Origin of the sequence: Comamonas resistens, from assembly GCF_030064165.1 — a bacterium.
Lineage (GTDB): Bacteria > Pseudomonadota > Gammaproteobacteria > Burkholderiales > Burkholderiaceae_C > Comamonas > Comamonas resistens.
Genome location: NZ_CP125947.1, coordinates 3,093,268 through 3,114,530 on the forward strand (window position 1 = coordinate 3,093,268; position 21,263 = coordinate 3,114,530).

General features: G+C 62.7%; 15 protein-coding genes and 1 pseudogene. 12 read left to right on the forward strand and 4 right to left on the reverse strand.

Annotation, left to right across the window (positions count from 1 at the left end; all coding sequences use genetic code 11):
• Nucleotides 1–30: 30 nt before the first annotated feature.
• On the reverse strand, nucleotides 31–915 hold the full coding sequence (locus QMY55_RS14440) for a hypothetical protein (RefSeq protein WP_283484888.1): 885 nt from the start codon (nucleotides 913–915) through the stop codon (nucleotides 31–33).
• A gap of 516 nt (nucleotides 916–1,431) precedes the next feature.
• On the opposite strand from QMY55_RS14440, the gene QMY55_RS14445 reads away from it, so the two are divergent.
• Together QMY55_RS14445 and QMY55_RS14450 are read left to right on the forward strand one after the other, a co-directional pair.
• Nucleotides 1,432–2,724, forward strand: coding sequence for a purine-cytosine permease family protein (locus tag QMY55_RS14445; protein ID WP_283484889.1), 1,293 nt, complete (start codon nucleotides 1,432–1,434; stop codon nucleotides 2,722–2,724).
• Between the two features lie 580 nt (nucleotides 2,725–3,304).
• On the forward strand, nucleotides 3,305–3,781 hold the full coding sequence (locus QMY55_RS14450; RefSeq protein WP_283484890.1) for an SH3 domain-containing protein: 477 nt from the start codon (nucleotides 3,305–3,307) through the stop codon (nucleotides 3,779–3,781).
• A gap of 65 nt (nucleotides 3,782–3,846) precedes the next feature.
• On the opposite strand, the gene thiD is transcribed toward QMY55_RS14450, so the two are convergent.
• The gene (gene thiD, locus QMY55_RS14455) at nucleotides 3,847–4,719 is read right to left on the reverse strand and encodes a bifunctional hydroxymethylpyrimidine kinase/phosphomethylpyrimidine kinase (RefSeq protein ID WP_283484891.1); all 873 of its coding nucleotides are present in this window, start codon (nucleotides 4,717–4,719) and stop codon (nucleotides 3,847–3,849) included.
• Nucleotides 4,720–5,080: 361 nt separating this feature from the next.
• Here thiD and QMY55_RS14460 point away from each other — a divergent pair, with 361 nt between their 5' ends.
• The 4 genes from QMY55_RS14460 (at nucleotide 5,081) to QMY55_RS14475 (ending at nucleotide 8,545) form a co-directional block, all read left to right on the forward strand.
• Nucleotides 5,081–6,175: an FAD-dependent oxidoreductase gene (locus QMY55_RS14460; RefSeq protein WP_283484892.1), complete on the forward strand. Its 1,095-nt coding sequence runs from the start codon at nucleotides 5,081–5,083 to the stop codon at nucleotides 6,173–6,175.
• A 93-nt stretch (nucleotides 6,176–6,268) separates the two neighbouring features.
• Nucleotides 6,269–6,466 (forward strand): sulfur carrier protein ThiS, encoded by a 198-nt coding sequence (thiS, locus tag QMY55_RS14465; protein ID WP_283484893.1) that lies wholly within the window; start codon nucleotides 6,269–6,271, stop codon nucleotides 6,464–6,466.
• A gap of 138 nt (nucleotides 6,467–6,604) precedes the next feature.
• The gene (locus QMY55_RS14470; protein WP_283484894.1) at nucleotides 6,605–7,423 is read left to right on the forward strand and encodes a thiazole synthase; all 819 of its coding nucleotides are present in this window, start codon (nucleotides 6,605–6,607) and stop codon (nucleotides 7,421–7,423) included.
• A gap of 183 nt (nucleotides 7,424–7,606) precedes the next feature.
• Nucleotides 7,607–8,545, forward strand: a complete 939-nt coding sequence (locus QMY55_RS14475; RefSeq protein WP_283484895.1) for a thiamine phosphate synthase — start codon at nucleotides 7,607–7,609, stop codon at nucleotides 8,543–8,545.
• 113 nt (nucleotides 8,546–8,658) lie between these two features.
• Here the strand turns inward: QMY55_RS14475 and QMY55_RS14480 are convergent.
• Nucleotides 8,659–9,871: pseudogene (locus tag QMY55_RS14480) on the reverse strand (GGDEF domain-containing protein).
• 330 nt (nucleotides 9,872–10,201) lie between these two features.
• Here QMY55_RS14480 and QMY55_RS14485 point away from each other — a divergent pair.
• The 4 genes from QMY55_RS14485 to QMY55_RS14500 all read left to right on the forward strand — a co-directional run bounded on the left by QMY55_RS14485 (nucleotide 10,202) and on the right by QMY55_RS14500 (nucleotide 15,351).
• Nucleotides 10,202–10,921: a Crp/Fnr family transcriptional regulator gene (locus QMY55_RS14485; RefSeq protein WP_283484896.1), complete on the forward strand. Its 720-nt coding sequence runs from the start codon at nucleotides 10,202–10,204 to the stop codon at nucleotides 10,919–10,921.
• Between the two features lie 244 nt (nucleotides 10,922–11,165).
• A complete protein-coding gene (locus QMY55_RS14490) occupies nucleotides 11,166–12,251 on the forward strand; it encodes a phosphotransferase (RefSeq protein WP_283484897.1) in 1,086 nt (361 codons plus the stop codon).
• 48 nt (nucleotides 12,252–12,299) lie between these two features.
• Nucleotides 12,300–13,574 carry an acyl-CoA dehydrogenase family protein gene (locus QMY55_RS14495; protein WP_283484898.1) on the forward strand — a complete coding sequence of 425 codons (1,275 nt, stop codon included), beginning with the start codon at nucleotides 12,300–12,302 and terminating at the stop codon, nucleotides 13,572–13,574.
• 217 nt (nucleotides 13,575–13,791) lie between these two features.
• Complete coding sequence (locus QMY55_RS14500; protein WP_328517797.1) at nucleotides 13,792–15,351, forward strand: ABC transporter permease/substrate-binding protein; 1,560 nt, start codon at nucleotides 13,792–13,794, stop codon at nucleotides 15,349–15,351.
• A gap of 19 nt (nucleotides 15,352–15,370) precedes the next feature.
• On the opposite strand, the gene QMY55_RS14505 is transcribed toward QMY55_RS14500, so the two are convergent.
• The gene (locus QMY55_RS14505; protein WP_283484899.1) at nucleotides 15,371–17,134 is read right to left on the reverse strand and encodes a methyl-accepting chemotaxis protein; all 1,764 of its coding nucleotides are present in this window, start codon (nucleotides 17,132–17,134) and stop codon (nucleotides 15,371–15,373) included.
• Nucleotides 17,135–17,437: 303 nt separating this feature from the next.
• Here QMY55_RS14505 and prfB point away from each other — a divergent pair.
• Both prfB and pepN read left to right on the forward strand, forming a co-directional pair.
• Nucleotides 17,438–18,542 (forward strand): peptide chain release factor 2 gene (prfB, locus tag QMY55_RS14510; RefSeq protein WP_283484900.1). Its coding sequence is split into 2 segments (ribosomal slippage): nucleotides 17,438–17,518 and nucleotides 17,520–18,542, totalling 1,104 coding nucleotides; the frame shifts between segments, so codons are not numbered across the junction.
• An 18-nt stretch (nucleotides 18,543–18,560) separates the two neighbouring features.
• A complete protein-coding gene (pepN, locus tag QMY55_RS14515; RefSeq protein ID WP_283484901.1) occupies nucleotides 18,561–21,263 on the forward strand; it encodes an aminopeptidase N in 2,703 nt (900 codons plus the stop codon).

Here is a 21,263-nt window from a genome sequence, read left to right on the forward strand (position 1 = left end):
GCAAATTTCGCGGGCTGCTGAGCATCTCCATCAGTTGCGCGGCGGATCAGGCACAAAACCGTCATCGGCCGGGAAGGCATTGGGGCTGCGCGGACGGCTCGGACGAGGACGGGGCTCACGAATCACGCCCTTGGCCACGAGATTGGCATAGCTGTCGTAGCGTATGCGCACCACCTGCCCGGGCCGGACCGTATCGCTGTCAAAGTCCACCGTCGTGACCTGCGAGCTTTCCACTGCTCCGTGGCCGGTACCTAGCGACGGGGCTGGCGAGGGAGCGCTCCTTTCCATGCTGCGGCTCTTGCGGCTGGCATTGGGTGCTGCGGCGTCGGCAGCCACTGCCGAGGATTCCTGTGCGGCGCTGGATGCCTCGCTTTCATAGACCGGCCCGTTATAAACCACCTCAGGCAGCTTCTCGCGAAACAGAGCCACGCCGATCACGCCCACATCCTGCGGCCGACCTGTGCGGCTGGCGTAAGACATATCGCTTTGCGAAAAATAGAACGCTGCCACGTTGTCATTGCTCTTGCGCCAGCCCGTCACGTCATAGCTGTCGCCAGCATCCAGCACATAGCCGTTTTCAGCACGGGCACTGGCTCTCTTGCCGTTGATGGCATTGATGCCATCCACGCTGATGACACCCATGATGCGCCTGTCCTGCAAATTGCGAATGCGCACCGCATAGTTGGCGCCAGGGCGGCCCACCACCCACAGCTCGCCCTCATGGCGATAAATCGGCAAGACACGGCCCGTGGCCCGCTCGACGATGCTGACTTCGGCAACCTTGCCGCGATCGGCTCGCGGCGACAGGGCGCTGGCCGTGCCCACGGCTCCCGCGGTGGCGGCAACAGCAAGGCAGATCAGCGAGGCACGCAACAGACGGTTGCGGGTGACGGGAAAACCGGGGTTTAGACGCATTTCAGGGTCTCCTTGGAAAACAGTACGACTTACGCCAATCAGGTTCAGGTAAGACGCTACCCCTATGGGAATGTCTCTTACGCATCCTTATTTGCATAGGTCCTGAACAGGTTTGAGTGACTGGACGGAGACTGGAACGCACCAGCAGCGCTGACGGGGTTAAAACCAGCGCACTTGAGTTGAAAGTATTTGCAACACAGCTTTGCCCTAATCAGGGCGCGGCGGCAGCACCCGGAGCAGGCTTCTCTGGCACAATCGCGCTCGCTGCGACGGGGTTTGGCCCTGTTGCCGCAACGCTGGGGGTGTCCAGGCTGGAGCACATGTTCAACATATGTTCCGAGGGCCTGGGCTGAGAGAGTCCCTTTGAACCTGACTGTGCAGAGCCTCCCCGGCTCTGCCCGAGATCATCCTCGCGCAGGGAAGCTGTCCATGGTGTCATGCCGTGGCTCGCTATCGCTTCAGTAGCCAGTCACGCAACCCGCACGGCCCCTGCTTCGTTTTTCTGGCGGAGCATTCATGAATTCTTCCTCTTCCCAACCGGCCAACCAGGCCCTGGCTCCGGTGGCGGCGCAAGACCGCGTCTTTGTCTGGCGCGACCATGCATCGCTGTGGTTCAGCCTGGGCGTGGGCCTGCTGGTCATGCAGATGGGCGCGTATCTGCTGCCCGCTCTCAGCCCTGTGCAGGCGCTGATGGCCATCACCCTGGGCTCGCTGATCGGTGCAGCCCTGCTGGGCTGGGTGGGCAAACTGGGCTGCGACAGCGGCCTGTCCAGCGCCGGCCTCATGCACAGCGTCTATGGCCGCCACTTTGCCCGTCTGCCTATCGTGCTGAACATCATCCAGCTGCTGGGCTGGGGCAGCTTCGAGCTGGTGGTGATGCGCGATGCCACCGTGGCCCTGGGCAAGCAAAGCGGCGCCATGACGGCCACCTACTGGCCCTGGCTGGCTACCCTGTTCTGGGGCAGCGTGATCCTGCTGCTGATGAGCGGCTCCATGGTCACGCTGGTGCGCCGCATCGTCTCGCGCGTGGCATTGCCACTGGTGATTGCGTCGCTGCTGTGGCTAAGCTGGCAGTTTCTGGCCATGGCCAACGCTGCCGGTTTTGCCACGCTGATGAGCCGCGAGGGCGACGGCAGCATGAGCATGCTCAGCGCCATGGATCTGGTGATCGCCATGCCCATCAGCTGGCTGCCGCTGGTGGCCGACTATGCACGCCACGGCAAAAGCGGTAAATCGGCGCTGACCGGCGCCTGGACGGGCTTTGCCCTGGCCAATATCTGGTGCTACTCGCTGGGCGTGCTCGTGGCCCTGACGCTGCCCAGCGAGGACCTGGTCACGGCCCTGCTGCTGGCCCAGGGTGGTCTGATCGCCCTGTCCCTGGTGCTGATCGACGAGGTGGACAACGCCTATGGCGACGCCTATTCGGCAGCCATGTCGGCCCACAGCATTCTGCCCAGCTGGAGCATTCGCCGCTGGGGCCTGCTGATCGCGGCCCTGTGCACGGCACTGGCCATGGTGCTGCCCATGCACAGCCTAGAGCCGTTCCTGCTGCTGCTGAGCTCCTGCTTTGTGCCGCTGTTCGGCGTGATGCTGGGCCGCCTTGCTTTTGGCGCCAACGCCGTGGAATTGATGCATGACGCGCCTGCCGTGCGCTGGGATGCCGTCGCCATCTGGGTGGCCGGCATTGCCTTCTATCACCTGCTGCCCTATCTGAGCAGCGCCATGGGCTCGGCCCTGCCCACGCTGGTGCTGACCTTCATGGTGGCTACTACCACCCGTCAGCGGCAGCCTCGCACTGCCGCAGCCTGATCGAGCAAAAACTCCTGAAAAAATATCTGAAAGCGCTTTATACATTGGCGCTTCCAGCTTTTTATGCCTGTTATCTGGCGCCAGCCTGCTCCAGCAGCTGCACTACCTGGGCCTGCTTGCTCTGACGCGCCTGGCTGAGCGCCGTCACTCCTTCTTTATTTCCTGCAAGTTCAGCCCCTGGCCGCTATCAGAGCACCTTGACGACGGCCTGATGATGAGGCTAGCCGCGCCCCAAAAAAACAGCGCCTCCGTCTACGAGGTCCAGCTCAGGCTGATGGACATGGTTCACATTCAGCCAGCCGTAGTCAGCACCTGGGCCACTTCCACTATGACTCGGCGAGTGTGCCGGGCACAGAACTTTGGCAGCCCACCGCCATGCTGAGCAAGACCCTGGGTGACAGGTGAAAGGATGGCGCCTGCATGGCACTACTGCGCAGACGTCAGGCATTCCATTCAGAACAGGCTCTTGCTGTCAGCTGTCAGCTGTCAGCTGTCAGCTTTCTACAGGAACTATAGCTAACTGCGCAAATCTGATGCGGGGTAGAGCATGTTTTTATGGAAGAAAAGGAGAATCTGCCCCGTGCCTTGCAACCAACGCCGCACAGCCCCCTGGATCAGCACCGCCGCCATCGCACTGACCGTTTTATCTGCCACTTTGCTGCCTGCAGCTGCCCATGCGCAGGAATACGTCAGCATCAAGGGCAATAGCGTCAATGTGCGCGAAAAGCCCACGACCCGCTCGTCAACCCTGTGGGAGCTCAGCAAAGGCTACCCGCTGCAAATCGTCAAACGCCAGGGCCAGTGGCTGCGCGTCAAGGACTATGAGGCCACATTGGGCTGGGTCCACGCACCGCTGACCGCCAAAAGCCCGCATATGGTGGTGACGGCACGCACGGCCAATCTGCGCTCGGGCCCCGGCCAGAAGCATGGTCGCACCGGCCAGCTCAAGCAGTACGAGATCGTGCAGACGCTGAAAAAGCAAGGCAGCTGGGCCCAGATCCAGCGCAGCAACGGCCAAAGCGGCTGGGTGGCCAAGAGCTTGGTCTGGGGCTGGTAAAAACCTCTGATCCCCAAAAACGCAAAAGGCCTGCAATGCAGGCCTTTCTTGCATGGACTGAAAAATCAGTCCTGCAGCACCAGCTGTGCACGCGGCGCATAGCCATGGTTCAGCGGGCCATGGCCCTGGCCGGTATAGACATCGGCACCGGCTTCAATGGCTCCCAGAATATATTGGCGCGCCAGGGTTACGGCCTCGGACAAAGCCAGCCCCTGAGCCAGATAGGAGGCAATCGCCGAAGACAGCGTGCAGCCCGTGCCATGGCCGTTATGCGTGGCAATGCGCTGGGACTGCAGACGCAGATAGTCGCCGTGGTTCTGGCCCTGCTGGCCCAGCACATCCATGACCAGATCACCGCTCAGGTGCCCGCCCTTGAGCAGCACGGCGGGCGCGCCCATGGCCAGCAGATCGGCCACGGCCGCGTCCAGCTCGCCAATACCGTCGATATCCCGGCCCAGCAGCATGGCGGCTTCATCGAGATTGGGGGTGATCACGCTGGCCAGCGGGAACAGTTCCTTGACCAGCACCTGGGCGGTTTCCGGCGCAATCAACCGGTCGCCGCTGGTGGCCACCATCACGGGGTCCAGCACCACATTGCGGATCTTGTGGCGGCGAATGGCATCGGCCACCACGCCGACCACCTCGGGTGTGGCCAGCATGCCGATCTTGACCGCATCGACGCCTATGTCCTGCACCACGGCATCGATCTGGCCACGCACGGTGTCGAGCGGAATGCTGTGGATGCCCGTCACGCCCAGCGTGTTCTGCACGGTGATGGCGGTAATGGCCGTCATGCCGTAGCAGCCCAGAGCCGCGCAGGTCTTGAGGTCGGCCTGGATGCCAGCACCGCCGCCGCTGTCGGAGCCGGCGATGGAAAGAACGCGCGCATAGCGTTTTTTCGCTGCGGCAGAAGTCGAGGAAGAAGCAGTCACTGTCATGGCTAAAAATTATCGCCCATGCGCATGGTCAATGCGCCATGTTTGAGGTTGTGCTGTAATGTCCGCTCACGGACGAAACAGGGGTGTCCTGCTGGCAGTTGCCGGCGTGGACTGAGAAACACCCTGGGGCCACAGCTGACGCCACCCGCGTTACCGGCCCTTGCACCCGATCCAGGTCATGCTGGCGTGGGGAGTTTCATCAAGCCGCGTGGCATGCCGCGTTTTGTCCGGTGCAGGGTCTTTGCCCTGTGCGCGATGGAAAACGACACGACTTACGCAAATCAGGTTCAGGCAAGAGCTTCGCTTCAAAACAGCAGTCCTTGGCGCATTCTTGCTTGCGTAAGTCCTCAACGATTTGCACATGTCATTGCTACAAGCTTCTTCAAAGATTGCCATTCTGGGCGGCGGCCTCATGGGTCGCCTGCTGTCGCTGGCCCTGGCCCAGCGCGGTCACAAGATCGATCTCTATGACGCCCACGGCCCCGAGGGCGATGGCTCCGCCGCACGCGTGGCAGCGGCCATGCTGGCCCCGCTGGCCGAGTCGGCCATCACCGAGCCCGGCGTGGTGCGCATGGGCCAGCATGGCCTCAAGCGCTGGCCGGAACTGATCGGCCAGCTGAGCCAGCATGTGTTTCTGCAGCAAAACGGTACGCTGATTCTCTGGCACCGCCAGGATCAGCCCGATGCCGCACGCTTCTTCGGCCTGCTGGAGAAAAACCGCCGCATCAATCCCAGCCTGCCAGCCATGGAGGAAAAGACAGGCGCGGCGCTGCACGAGTGTGAACCGGCCCTGCAGGGACGTTTCAACCGGGCCGTCTATCTGCCCGGCGAAGGCCAGCTGGACAACCGCCAGTTGCTGGCCGCCCTGGTGGACAGGCTCGCAAACCTGGGCGTCGCCATGCACTGGAACAGTCCCCGCGAGATCAGCGACCTGCGCCCCGGCGAGGTAGATCAGCCCGACTTTGTCTTTGACTGCCGCGGCCTGGGTGCACGCACGCAGTGGAAGGACTTGCGCGGCATTCGCGGCGAGGTGGTACGCATCCATGCGCCTGAAGTCACACTCGCCCGCCCCACGCGCCTGATCCACCCGCGCTATCCCATCTACATCGCGCCCAAGGAAGACCATCTGTTCGTGATCGGCGCGACCGAGATCGAATCCGACGATATGTCGCCCGCCAGCGTACGCTCGACGCTGGAGCTGCTGTCGGCGGCCTACACCGTGCACTCGGGCTTTGCCGAAGGCCGCATCATCGAGATCGCCACGCAATGCCGCCCCACCCTGCCCGATAATCTGCCCGCCGTGCGCCTGCTGGCTCCGCGTGTCATGGAGATCAACGGCCTGTACCGCCACGGCTTCATGATCTCGCCAGCCATGCTGGATGTGGTGCTGGAGCTGATCGACCTCAATGACTCGCCGCTGGCGCGCGAGTTCGACGTTGCCATTCACCGAGCCTGAACTTTGGTGCACAGCACTTGTTCCCCCGGCGCGCACAAGCAGCACTGCGCTGCGGTTTAAGTTAGCGCCAGCCTATTTTTCCGTTTTGAAGCCATGAAGATCATCCTCAACCAGCAAGCCACCGAACTGCAAGCCAACGCCACGGTGGCCGATGCGCTGGCACAAATGCAGGCCAAGCCGCCATTCGCCGTGGCGGTGAACACCGCGTTTGTGCCCAAAAGCCGCTATGCGGCCCATGCGTTGAACGAGGGTGACAAGATGGAAGTCATCTCGCCAGTGACGGGTGGATGACCCCCTGAGTCGCTACGCGCCTTCCCCCAAGGGGGACGACGCCTTCGCTGCGGGTCGGCCCTTGCTCGGCATCCTTGGCTTGGGCCGCGTCAGCTTCAGGTACAGCGGGCCGCAATTTGAAGATTGAAGAGAAAAATCATGAACCATTCGAAAACCACCGCCGACGACGCCCTGGTCCTCTACGGCCAGCGCTTTGAAAGCCGCTTGCTGCTGGGCACTTCGCGCTATCCCTCGCCTGCGATTCTGGAAGCGGCAGTGGAGCGCTCCAAGCCCGCCATGGTCACCGCTTCGCTGCGCCGCCAGGGCAGCAACGCGGCCGATGCCGCCGAAAACGGTGCCAGCTTCTGGGAGCTGCTGCGCAAGCTCAATGTGCCCGTGCTGCCCAATACCGCGGGCTGCATGACGATCCAGGAGGCCGTGACCACAGCCCAGATGGCGCGCGAAGTCTTCGACACGCCATGGATCAAGCTGGAGCTGATCGGTGACGACTACACGCTGCAGCCCGACACACTGAACTTAGTCGAAGCCGCTTCCATCCTCATCAAGGACGGCTTCCAGGTTCTGCCCTACACCACTTATGACCTGGTGCTGTGCCAGAAGCTGGTGGACGTGGGCTGCCAGGCTGTCATGCCCTGGGCGGCCCCCATTGGCACGGGCCGCGGCCCCATCAACCCCTATGCGATGAAGATGCTGCGCGAGCGCCTGAACGTGCCGCTGATCGTGGATGCCGGCCTGGGCCTGCCCTCGCACGCCTGCTCCGTCATGGAGTGGGGCTATGACGCCGTGCTGCTGAACACCGCCGTGGCCCTGTCCGAAGACCCCGTGGCCATGGCCGGCGCCTTCTCCGATGCCGTCAATGCCGGCCACGCCGCTTACCGCGCCGGCGCCATGACCGAACAGACCGCCGCCCAGCCCAGCACCCCGGTGCTGGGCACGCCCTTCTGGCATCAGGAATAAAGCACGACCTACGCACATCAGACTCAAGCAAGGGCTTCGCCTCAGGGAAGCCGTCCTGATCCGTTCTTGTTTGCGCAAGTCCCATAACGGCACGACTTACGCAAATCAGGTTCAAGCAAGACATTTCCTCCATGGGAACGCTCCTTGTGCATCCTTGTTTGCGTAAGTCATAAAAGGTTTCTCATGGACACCCAAGAAATTCAGGCCCTGGCTCAAGCCATCATTCATCAGCACGGCGCCACCTTTGGCGCACAGCTGCACCACGATGCCAACTCGGTGGAGCTGACACCCCAGCCCGTACCGCCCGCCATGCGCCAGGAGCCCGCCTATCTGGCAGCGCTGCAGGCTTGCAGCAGTCTGGGTTTCATTGCGGTGGATGCCGAGACCCTGGCCCAGGCCTGGCAGCGCCAGAGCGAGCGCACCCAGCAGTTCGACATCACGCACTGGCCCGATGACCCGCGCGACTTCGGCCTCAGCGGCGGCGACCCCGCACAGGCTTTTGCCCATTGCCCGCGCGAGCTGGGCCTCTACGGCGTGCTGCCCACGGCCGAATGGGTGGGCCGCATGGCCCGCGCCGGCGTGCCCACGGTGCAGCTGCGCTTCAAGTCCGACGACAAGGCTGCAGTCGCCGCCGAGGTCAAGGCCGCCGTCGAAGCCGTCAAGGGTACGAAGGCACGCCTGTTCATCAATGACCACTGGCAGGCTGCGCTGGACGCAGGCGCCTACGGCATTCACGTCGGCCAGGAAGACCTGGATGTGATCGGCGCGCGTGACCTGGAGACGATTCGCACCTCGGGCACGCGCTTTGGCGTGTCCACCCATGGCTATGCCGAGATGGTGCGCGCCCATGCCGTGCAGCCCAGCTATATCGCCCTGGGTGCCGTCTTCCCAACCACGCTCAAAAAGATGGCCACCGCCCCGCAAGGTCTGTCGCGTCTGGCCGCCTATGTGCGCCTAATGCAGCATTACCCGCTGGTGGCCATAGGCGGTATTTCCGAGGACTTGTTCCCCGCCGTACGCGCCACGGGCGTGGGCTCGATTGCCGTGGTGCGAGCGCTGGTCAATGCCCCCGACCCCGAAGGCGCCGCACGCGACCTGATGGCGCGCATGAATCAGGCATAAAACAGCCGCTATCGCTTGCTGGCACTGCGCAATGCACTATCAAAAAAGGACTCTTCAGGGAGTCCTTTTTTTATTGAAAGCAAAGAGGTTTTCCGGCTTGCCGAAGCGCGTCACTATGGCATGCCATTGGTTCCGCTTCGGCTTGGGATCAGCTGGTTGCTATAGGCCGCCTGAACCACCTCCACTCGGTTGCGCCCCGCAGCCTTTCCTTTGTACAGAGCAGCATCGGCCTGGCGCATGGCTCCATCCAGCGCCGCAGCCTGCTTGAAGCCATGGGAGACGCCAATGGTGACCGTACATTGCAGCGTTCGGTCCAGCCCCGTGATGCGAATGGTCTGCATCTCGATGGCAGCGCGCAGGCGCTCGGCCAATTGCCTGACGCCGGCCGCATCGCCCCCCCTGGCTGATGACGACAAACTCCTCTCCTCCTATGCGCCCCACCAGGTCTCCCGGGCGCACCGTTCCCTGCAACACCTTGGCGACCTGGCACAGCACAGCATCGCCGGCCTGATGGCCGTAGCTATCGTTGATGCGCTTGAAATGGTCGACGTCGGCAATCAGCAGATGCGCAGGCTCGGCCTTGCGCGATCTGAAGCAGTGCTGCAGTGCCTCGTTCAGGCCCCGGCGGTTGAGCAACTGGGTCAAGGGATCGCGCGCGGCAATATTGCGCAGGTCGTCGCTGAGGCGGCGCAGCACCAGCCAGACGATGGACGGTGGCAGCACCGTGGCCAGGAATGACATATAGATATAGAACGCCAGCTGAAAACCGTGATCCATCTGCAGCGCGTCCAGGCCCCCTGTCAGCAACTTGAAGAATTTGATGACGTTGAGCACGCATATGCCGCTGACCAGCACGGCAAAGAACACCATCTCCCCATAGAGGTCCTTGGCAAACGTGCGCACGCCGTAGATCACCGTCAGCACCATGCCGAAGAACAGTAGCGCGGCCATGCCCGAAAGCATGGCATAGCGTGCAACCGGACCCAGACTCCATTGCACCAGCACTTGCATGGTGCTGTAGATGGCGGCAAAGGCCAGCAGGGGACGCAGCAAGGGCACAGGCTGCCCGAAAAAGCGCATGGCCCCCAGCCAGTAAGCCACGGGAGACGCCAGTGTGAGCGTGTGATTGAGCACGCTCATCGCGCTCCAGGCCGGCCCGCCCTCCACCAGCTGCAGCACATAGGCACTGCCCAACAGGAAATTCCCCATGGCAAAGAAATCCATGCCCATTTTTCTGGGACGCAGACGCTGGCTGATGAGCAGGAACATCAGCGAGAAGCACAGCAGATGTGTGCACAGCATCCCGACAAGAATCTTTGCAACCATGAGACATTGGGAAAAAACCAAACCGCCTGCCTGCACGACATGCACGGCATCGATATTCGGACGGCGCGGCAGATGCACGCTGATGTAACCACAAGCAACCAAGGCAGAGCCGGAGTGTAAGCCTTGTCTGTGACGCGCAGTTGTGCAGACGCAAGCAGCACGGCCGTGCAGGTGTAGAACGACAGTTCTGAGGCCTTGCAACTGCTCGGCGGGCACGGGCTTCACGCTACGGCCTTGACACCTCAGTGACAATCCCGACGACCCTAACTTGGGCAGCCCCGGTCCCACACGCGACAATGGGCCGGTTACCAGTCACGCATAAGACAGAACATGGACGAACCGATTCTTAGTATGGAAGAACGTGAGGCGATCAACTCTGGTCGCTGGTTTTCATCCCTTTCGCCCTCTCTGAGGCACGACATTCTTCGATGCGCTTACGTCAAACGATTCAAAGATGGCATGCTCATCTGTGCTCGGGGGGAGCCTCCCGAGGAGTGGATTGCTTGTGCGCGTGGCGCGGTACGCGTCAGCTCCACCTCCATCACGGGCAAGCAGATCACGCTGACCTATGTGGAGCCGGGCATCTGGTTTGGCGATGTGGCAATTCTGGATGGCGACAAGCGCACCCACGATGCCTATGCCCATGGCGAGACCACGCTGATGTGCGTGTCCAAGGCCGACTTCAAGCGCATTCTGTCCGAGCATGCGGAGTTCAGCGACGCCATACTTCGCCTGAATGCGCGCCGCGTGCGCCAGCTCTATGGTCTGGTGGAAGACCTCAACACCTTGCCGCTGCGCGCACGTCTGGCCAAGCAGCTGCTGCACCTGACACGCAGCTACGGCGTGATGAGCCTGTCGGACAGCAACGAGATCCGCATCGGCCTGCATCTGGCGCAGGAAGAGCTGGCCCAATTGCTGGGTGCCTCGCGTCAACGCGTGAACCAGGAACTCAAGTCCATGGAGCGCGAGGAAGTCATTCGCATCGAGCCCGGCGGCTTGGTGGTGCGCAACCGGGCGGTGTTGCTGAGAATTGCCGATACGGATCACTAGCCCCCCTGAGCCGCTTTGCGGCTTCCCCCCCGAGGGGGGACGACACCTTCGCTGCGAGGCGGCTCTTGCTCGGTGTCACTGACCTAGGTTGTGCCTGCTTTGAGGCCAGCCACCTTCGGCAGCCCTCGTTTCTTCGCCGCTTTCGCGGCAACTCCTCTTCTTCTATGCAAACGCTCGCTGCGCCCTGGCGCAGCGCGGCGGCTTGCGTGCGGACATCACAAATCGAATCAAGGACTGAGATTTAATGAGCACTTTTGACCATTTTGTCGGCACCCGTGCTGTTTCCGAGCAGCATGCTTTCGACACCGACGCGCTGACAAGCTGGATGAAGCAGCATGTCGAGGGCTTTGAGGGCCCGGTGCAGGTGGAGATGTTCAAGGGCGGCCAGTCCAACCCGACCTACAAGCTGCTCACGCCCCGCAAAAGCTATGTGATGCGCTCCAAGCCCGGCCCCGTGGCCAAGCTGCTGCCCTCCGCTCATGCCATCGAGCGCGAATACCGCGTGATGAAGGGCCTGGCCGGCACCGATGTGCCCGTGCCCCATATGTATGCGCTGTGCGAGGACGAGTCCATCATCGGCCGTGCCTTCTACATCATGGAGTTCATGGAAGGCCGTGTGCTCTGGGACCAGTCCCTGCCCGACATGACGCCCGAGCAGCGCGCCGAGATCTATAACGAGATGAACCGCGTGATTGCCGCCCTGCACAAGGTGAAATTTGCCGAGCGGGGCCTGGCCGACTATGGCAAGAGCGGCAATTACTTCGAGCGCCAGATCGGCCGCTGGAGCAAGCAATACGTGGCTTCCATCACCCAGCCCATTCCCGAGATGGACAAGCTGATGGAGTGGCTGCCCGCCCATATGCCAGCCAGCGCCCGCGATGAAAGCCGCGTCTCCATCGTGCATGGCGACTATCGCCTGGACAACCTGATGTTCCACCCCACCGAGCCGCGAGTGATCGCCGTGCTGGATTGGGAACTGTCCACGCTGGGCCATCCGCTGGCCGATTTCAGCTACCACTGCATGAGCTGGCATATCCCGGCCGCGCTGGGCCGCGGCATTGCCGGCCTCGATATCGCGGCCCTGGGCATTCCCAGCGAGCAGGACTACATCCAGCGCTACTGCCAGCGCACCGGCATCGAAGACGTGGCGGCGCTGCAGCGTGACTGGAATTTTTACCTGGCCTACAACATGTTCCGCATCGCCGCCATCCTGCAAGGCATTGCCAAGCGCGTGGAGGCCGGCACGGCCTCCAGCGCCCAGGCCAAGGCCTCGGGCGACACGGCCCGCCCCATGGCCGAACTGGCCTGGTCCTTCGCCCAGCGCAGCTGAGTTTCCCCCCTCACCTCTCTTGCTTGTCCCACAATAAAAGGAGCTCTCATGGACTTCGACTACTCGCCCAAAACCAAGGATCTCCAGCAGCGCCTGCTCAAATTCATGGAGGAGAACATCTATCCGGCAGAAAAAGACTATGCCGAAGAGATGCTCGCCAACACCGCGGCCGGCAAGCGCTGGACGCCGCTGCAGACCATTGAAAAGCTCAAGGTCAAGGCCCAGGCCGCGGGCCTGTGGAATCTGTTCCTGCCCGTGGACAGCGCCGAAGCCTCGGGCTATCACGGCGCCGGCCTGACCAACCAGGAATACGCGCCGCTGGCCGAGATCATGGGCCGCGTGCCATGGGCCTCCGAGGTCTTCAACTGCTCGGCCCCCGACACCGGCAATATGGAAACCATTGCCCGCTACGGCAGCGAGGAACTCAAGAGCCGCTGGCTCAGGCCCTTGCTCGAAGGCAAGATCCGCTCGGCCTTCGCCATGACCGAGCCCGAGGTCGCTTCGTCGGACGCCACCAATATCTGCACCCGCATCGAGCGCCAGGGCGACGAATACGTGATCAACGGCCACAAGTGGTGGATCTCTGGCGCCGGCGATCCACGCTGCGCGGTCTACATCACCATGGGCAAGACCGACCCCGAAGCGCCCAAGCACTCGCAGCAAAGCATGATCATCGTGCCCGCCGATGCACCCGGCGTGCGCGTGGTGCGCCCGCTCAACGTCATGGGCTATGACGATGCGCCGCACGGCCATATGGAGATGTATTTCGAGAACGTGCGCGTGCCCGTCGGCAATATCCTGCTGGGCGAAGGCCGCGGCTTCGAGATCGCCCAGGGTCGCCTTGGCCCCGGCCGCATCCACCACTGCATGCGCCTGATCGGCCTGGCCGAGCGTGCGCTGGAGCTGATGTGCAAGCGCGCCAGCAGCCGCGTGGCCTTCGGCAAGAGCGTGGCCCAGCAAACCGTGACCCAGGAGCGCATTGCCGAGGCGCGCTGCAAGATCGACATGGCACGCCTGTTGACCCTCAAGGCTGCCTGGCTGATGGACGTGGCCGGCAACAAGGTGGCCAAGACCGAAATCGCCATGATCAAGGTCGTGGCTCCCAGCATGGCCTGCCAGGTCATAGACTGGGCCATGCAGGCGCATGGCGGCGGCGGCATGTGCGATGACTTCCCGCTGGCCTACGCCTATGCGGGTGCGCGCACGCTGCGCTTTGCCGACGGTCCCGACGAGGTGCACCGCAATGCCATCGCCAAATGGGAGCTGGGCAAGTACGGCAGCTATGGCAGGAATGCCGACATCCCCGTCACACGCGGCAGCTGATTAGTCCGGCGCTTCCGGCCTGAGCCACCCCCAACACCCCGACTGCGCAAGCTTCGGGGTGTTCTGTTTTTCACTATCTATTTGCAAGCAGCTAACGCTTGTTGATAGCCAATTTCAGGCCATTTTGATTCAAATCAGAGATAGGGCCAGCGCCAGCAGCTTCTCTATTCATAGCACCCCAGAGATGGTCTCTGACCCTGCTTGCTATAGTGCCCCCATGAAGCTTGTCCACCGACTGCTCGTCGCCCTGGCTGCCTGGTGTCTGCTGATGCCCTCGGTGCTGCTGGCACAGAGCCCGCAGGGCGAGCCGCTGCGCGTGGGCTCCAAGCGCTTTACCGAAAGCTATATCCTGGCCGAAATCGTGGCCCAGACCGCGCTGCAGGCGGGTGTGCCCACCCAGCTGCGCCAGGGACTGGGCAATACCGCCATCGTCCATGGCGCGCTGCGCTCGGGTCAGATCGATGTCTATGCCGAATACACGGGCACGATTGCACAGGAAATCGTCAAGGACGCAACCCAGACCACACTGGAGGGACTGAACCGCGCCCTCGCCTCCCAGGGTCTGGCCGTGGGCGTGCCTCTGGGCTTCAACAATGGCTATGCGCTGGCCATGCGCCGCGATGTGGCACAACGCCTGGGCATCACGCGGCTCAGCGATCTGGCCCGGCATCCGGAACTGCGCTACGGCCTGTCCAATGAATTCCTGGGTCGCGCCGATGGCTGGGCCGGCCTGGCCCAGCGCTATGGCCTCAAGGCCCAGCCGCAGGGCCTGGACCATGGTCTGGCCTATGAAGCCGTGCGCCAGCAGCATATTGATGTGATGGACATCTACACCACCGACGCCAAGATCGACCACCTCGGCCTGCTGGTGCTGCGGGACGACAAGGATTACTTCCCCCATTACGACGCCGTGCTGCTCTACCGCAGCGACCTGCCCCTGCGCCAGCCTGCTGCCTGGGCCGCGCTGCAATCGCTGCAAGGCCGTATTGACGAGGCGGCCATGATCCGCATGAACGCCCAGGCCGAGCTGCAAGGCATGGACTTTGCCCGGATTGCGCAGCGGTTTCTGCAGCCGGACGCCAAGGCCGATGCAATAGCCCCATCCTCGAACAAGACCGCGCAGCACCCCGGTTTTGGCGCCCGGCTCTGGCAAAGGCTGGCTGCCGATGATCTGGGGCGCCTGGTCGGGCAGCATCTGCTGCTGGTGCTGCTATCGGTGGGCGCTGCGGCGCTGATTGCGATTCCTGCAGGAATCTTGCTGTTCCCACATGCACGGTTGCGAGCCCTGGCACTGGGCATGGCCGGCGTGATGCAGACCATTCCCTCGCTAGCATTGCTGGCCGTGCTGATTGCCGCCATGGGCGTGATTGGCCGCGCTCCTGCACTGGTGGCGCTGACGGCCTATTCCATCTTGCCGATTCTGAGCAATACCTGCGCCGGGCTGGCCGAGGTCTCACCAGGGCTGCGCAATGCAGGGCTGGCCCTGGGCATGACCAAGCCACAGCTGATGCGCTGGGTGGAACTGCCCATTGCCATGCCCACCATCACCGCCGGTTTGCGCACGGCCTGCGCGATTGCCATCGGTACGGCCACGATTGCCGCCTTTATCGGCGCGGGCGGCCTGGGCGAGCGCATTGTCACGGGGCTGGCCCTCAACGACAGCGCCCTCATGCTGGCCGGTGCCCTGCCCGCCGCAGGTCTGGCCCTGATCAGCGAGCTGGGTTTTGAACTGTGGGAGCGCACACTGCGCCACAGACAGCTGCGGCGCAGTGCCTAACCACGCTTGAGAGAGACTCTTAAAAGGTTTCCCAGTCACCGTCGCCGGCCACTGCCGGCACAGATGCGGGCGCAGGCTTGGCGATGGACTTGGGCCTGGCAGCTGGCGCCTGAGCGACCGGCTTGTTTGCCATCGTGGCCAGAGGCTTGGTTGCAAGCGCTGCCTTGGTCACGGCTTGAGGCATGGCCGCTCTCGCCGGTGCCAGCGCAGGCGAGCTCATGCCAGCAGCGTTGACCTGGCCCAGCTTGAAGAAGCTCACCGTCTCGGCCAGCGCGGCGGCCTGGGCGCGCAGGGCTTCGGTGGCGGCAGCGGACTCTTCGACCAGCGCGGCGTTTTGCTGGGTCATCTGGTCCATCTGAGCGACCGCCTGACTGACCTGCTCTATGCCCGAGGTCTGCTGATGGCTGGCCACCGAGATCTCGCCCATGATGTCGGTGACGCGGCGCACGCTCATCACGATTTCGTCCATGGTCTTGCCGGCCTCGTCCACCTGGGAGCTGCCTTCCTGCACCTTGCTCACGGAGTCATCGATCAGTTGCTTGATCTGCTTGGCCGCTTCGGCCGAGCGCTGTGCCAGGGTACGTACCTCGGATGCCACCACGGCAAAACCACGGCCCTGGTCGCCAGCACGCGCAGCCTCCACGGCGGCATTGAGCGCCAGGATATTGGTCTGGAAAGCGATGGAATCAATCACGCCGATGATGTCCACGATCTTGCGCGAGGACTCGTTGATGGCCGACATGGTCTGCACCACCTGGGCCACCGTGGTTCCGCCGCGAACCGCCACCTGCGAAGCGGCCGAAGCCATCTGGTTGGCTTGCTGGGCATTGCCGGCGTTCTGCTGCACGGTGGAGGTCAGCTCCTCCATGGAGGCCGCGGTCTGCTCCAGCGAACTGGCCTGCTCCTCAGTGCGCGAGGACAGATCCTGGTTGCCGCTGGCGATCTGGCTGCTGGCCGAGGCAATGGAGTCCGTGCCCTGACGCACCTGACCCACAATGCGCTGCAGGCTGGTATTCATCTCCTTGAGCGCCTGCAGCAACTGGCCGACTTCATCGCGGCTTTGCACGGTGATGCTGGCGCTCAGATCGCCTGCGGCCACGGACTGGGCCAGCTGTACGGCAGACTGCAGCGGACGCGAGATGGAGCGTGCGATCAGCACCGCCAGCACCACACCGATGACGATGGAGCCCAGCAGCAGCGCCATCACCCACCACCGAGCCGCCGCATACAGGTCGTCGCCGGCCTGATTGGTTTCCTCGGTCGCCTGGTGATTGATCTCGCTGAGCGCTTCAAGACGCGTATTGATGCCACGACTGATCCTGAGAGCTTCGCCGCGCAAAATCTCGCTGGCGTCATCGTTGAGCAGTTGATGCGAAAGATCCACCACCTTGGCCGTCTGCACGGCATAGGCCTTGAGCTCTTCTCCGATTTCAGCCAGCAGCGTCCTCTCCTTGTCGGTTCTCACGTACTTGGTGTAGGACTGCAGGTTCTGGAGCAGCTCGTCCCAGAGCTTGGGCATACTCTTGTCATAGACCGCCATTTCCTCGGACGTCTGTGCCATCACATGCTGCATGGTCTGCGAGCGGTAGCGCTGCAGCTGGTAACGCATGTCCTGCAGGTTGCGGGCCGCCGGCAGCCACTGGCGCGCCAGATCGGTGGCCGTGGCATTGACACGCTCCATCTGCACCAGGCCGTACAGGCCCGATACCGCACTGATCAGCAGGATCAGCACAAAAGACACCAGCAGCTTGTTGGCCAGCTTGAGGTTGCGAAAGAAGTTCATGGGGGATAAGAGGGCCCTGGACGACCTGAAAGGTCTGGCACCCGCGAGATGGGAAATAGGGAAACGTTCCGAAAGCGAAAGCGCGTGCACACTGCGCGCGCCTGCGGATTCTATGCAGTATTTGTTACTGTGAGTAACGTTGCCCATGAATAAATCCGATGGTGCCATCAGGGACATAGCTGGGGTCAACAAGACACCCGGATGCAGGCCTCGAAAGCCCTGTCAAAGGCCATTGCCTGCCCGAAGGCTCATGGCATGAGAAAATCAGCGCTTATTTATCAACAAGAACACAACGGATTCACCATGGAAGCAGAACGCGTCAACTCTATCGGCAACACCCTCCAAGATCTGTCCGAGCGCACGGCAGATCTCCGGAGGTATCTTTGACTACGATGCCAAGTACGAACGTCTGCGCACGGTAAACGCCTCGCTGGAAGACCCCTCCGTCTGGAACGACCCCAAAAAAGCTCAGGAGCTGGGCAAGGAAAAGAAGTCGCTTGACTCCGTGGTGCTGACGCTGCAAAAGCTCACCACCGAGCTGGCCGACAACACCGAGCTGTTCGAGATGAGCAAGGAAGAAGGCGATGACGCCGGCCTTGAAACCATCGAAGTCGAAACCGCCAAGCTCAAACCACTGATCGAAGAGCTGGAATTCCGCCGCATGTTCGGCGGCGAGGCCGATCCGCTCAACTGCTTCATCGACATCCAGGCCGGCGCCGGCGGCACCGAAGCCTGCGACTGGGCCAGCATGCTGCTGCGCCAGTACCTGAAGTACGCCGAACGCAAGGGCTTCAAGGCCACGGTGGAAGAAGAAACCCCTGGCGACGTGGCCGGCATCAAGAGCGCCACCATCAAGGTCGAAGGCGAGTATGCCTATGGCCTGCTGCGCACCGAAACCGGCGTGCACCGCCTGGTGCGCAAGTCGCCCTTCGACAGCTCGGGCGGCCGTCACACCAGCTTCTCCTCGCTGTTCGTCTACCCCGAGATTGATGACTCCATCGAGATCAACATCAATCCGTCGGATGTGCGCACCGACACCTACCGTGCTTCGGGCGCTGGCGGTCAGCACATCAACAAGACCGACTCGGCCGTGCGCCTGACCCACATCCCCACGGGCATCGTGGTGCAGTGCCAGGACGGTCGCTCGCAACACAGCAACCGTGACGTGGCATGGCAGCGCCTGCGCTCCAGGCTGTACGACTTCGAGATGCGCAAGCGCATGGAAGAGCAGCAAAAGCTCGAGGACACCAAGACCGATGTGGGCTGGGGTCACCAGATCCGCTCCTATGTGCTGGACAACAGCCGCATCAAGGACTTGCGCACCAACGTCGAAGTCTCGGCCACCCAGAAGGTGCTGGACGGCGACCTGGACGTGTTTATCGAAGCCTCGCTCAAGCAAGGCCTCTGATCCTAGAAAGGAATCGATATGCTGCAACTGCGTGACGGGCAAGCCCCGGCCACCGCGATTTATCGTGCCGACTACGAGGCCCCGGCCTGGTGGATCGACACGGTGGACCTGACTTTTGACCTGGACCCGGCCAAGACGCGCGTGCTCAGCAAGATGCGCGTGCGCCGCAACCCCGAGGTGCCGGCACAGGCGCTGCGCCTGGACGGCGACGAGCTGAATCTGGCTCGGGTGATGGTCAACGGCGGTGGTACCTCCTTCAAGATGGACGGCGACCAGCTGGTGCTGGAGAACCTGCCCGAGGGCAACGAGCCCGTGGAGCTGGAAATCTTCACTACCTGCGCCCCCATCAAGAACACCAAGCTCATGGGCTTGTATGTGAGCGAGGACACGTTCTTCACGCAGTGCGAGGCAGAAGGCTTTCGCCGCATCACCTACTTCCTGGACCGTCCCGATGTGATGGCCATGTACACCGTCACACTGCGCGCCAGCAAGGCCCAGTATCCGGTGCTGCTGTCCAACGGCAATCTGGTGGAGTCCGGCGATCTGGAAGACGGCCGCCACTTTGCCAAGTGGGTCGATCCGCACAAGAAGCCCAGCTATCTGTTTGCGCTGGTGGCCGGCAATCTGGTGGCCCGCGAGCAGAAGATCAAGAGCCGGGCCGGCCGCGACCACCTGCTGCAGGTCTTTGTGCGCCCCGGCGACCTGGAAAAGACCGAGCACGCCATGAACTCCCTCATGCACTCCGTTGCATGGGACGAGGCCCGCTTTGGCCTGAGCCTGGATCTGGACCGCTTCATGATCGTCGCCACCAGCGACTTCAACATGGGCGCCATGGAGAACAAGGGCCTGAACATCTTCAACACCAAGTATGTTCTGGCCAGCCAGGCCACGGCCACCGACACCGATTACGCCAATATCGAATCCGTCGTCGGACACGAGTACTTCCATAACTGGACGGGTGACCGCGTCACCTGCCGCGACTGGTTCCAGCTCAGCCTCAAGGAAGGCCTGACGGTGTTCCGCGATCAGGAGTTCAGCATGGACATGGCGGGCACGGCTTCGGCCCGTGCCGTCAAGCGCATCGACGATGTGCGCGTGCTTCGCACCGTGCAGTTTCCCGAGGACGCAGGCCCCATGGCGCACCCCGTGCGCCCCGACAGCTATATCGAGATCAACAACTTCTACACGGTCACGATCTACGAAAAAGGCGCGGAAGTCGTACGCATGCAGCACAACCTGGTTGGCCGCGAAGGCTTTGCCAAGGGCATGAAGCTGTACTTCGAGCGCCATGACGGCCAAGCCGTGACCTGCGACGACTTCTCGCAGGCCATTGCCGACGCCAACTCGGGCTCTCCCCTGGCTCAGCATCTGCAGCAGTTCCGCCGCTGGTACAGCCAGGCCGGCACACCCGTGCTCAAGGCCGTGGGCCAGTACGATGCCGACGCCCGGACCTATACGCTGACGCTGTCGCAAAGCTGCGCGCCCACCGTGGGTCAGGCCGAGAAACTGCCGTTCGTCATTCCCGTGCAAATGGGTCTGCTCACGGCCAGCGGCCAGCCCATCGCCCTGCAATTGCAAGGCGAGGATGCGGCCCAGGCAGTCGCCAGCCGCATGCTGGTGCTGACCGAAGCCGAACAGCGCTTTGTTTTCAGCAATGTGAGCGAAGCCCCCGTGCCCTCGCTGCTGCGCAGCTTCAGTGCCCCCGTGGTGCTGGAGCATGAATTCAGCGATGCCGATCTGCTGACCCTGCTGGCCCATGACAGCGACCCGTTCAACCAATGGGAAGCCAGCCAGCGCCTGGGCCTGCGTTATGCCCTGAAGGCAATCGCTGCCAGCGGCGAAGCCAGTGCCGAAATCCTGCCGGCGGACTTCATCGAAGCCATGCGCCGCGTGCTGCGCGATGACAAGCTGGACGCGGCGTTCAAGGATCTGGTGCTCACGCTGCCGTCCGAGAGCTATATCGCCGAGCAGTTGGCAGAAGTCGATCCGCAGCGCGTGCATGCCGTGCGCGAAGCCATGATCTTGCAGCTCGCGAGTGCCCTGCAGCCCGAATGGGAGAACATCTGGGAAGCCAACCGAGACACCGGCGCCTATCGCCCCGACCATGTCAGCGCCGGCCGCCGTGCTCTGGCAGGTCGCGCCCTGTCCATGCTGTGCTTGCAGGCAGCCCGGACTGGCGACACGGTCTGGCCCGGCAAGGCCTACCAGCGCTGCAAGGACGCCGGCAATATGACGGACCGCATGGCCGCCCTCTCTGCCCTGGTCTACAGCGCCAGCCCTCTGGCCGAGCAGGCGCTGCAGCGCTTCCACGCCCTGTTCAAGCAGGATGCACTGGTGCTGGACAAATGGTTTGCGCTGCAGGCTGCCGCCAGCGACCGCGGCGGCGATGTGCTTCCGGCAGTCAAGGCGCTGATGAAGCATGCCGACTTCCAGATCAAGAATCCCAACCGTGCACGCAGCCTGATCTTCAGCTACTGCAACAATGCTGGCGCCTTCCATCGCGCCGATGCGGCGGGCTATGTGTTCTGGGCCGATCGCGTGATCGAGATCGACGGCATCAACCCCCAGGTGGCCTCCCGTCTGGCCCGGGTCATGGACCGCTGGAAGAAGCTGACCGAGCCCTACCGCAGCGCGGCCCGCCAGGCTATAGAGCGTGTGGCAGCCAGGCCCAATCTGTCCAATGACGTGCGTGAAGTCATCACGCGCGCGCTGGCAGACTGA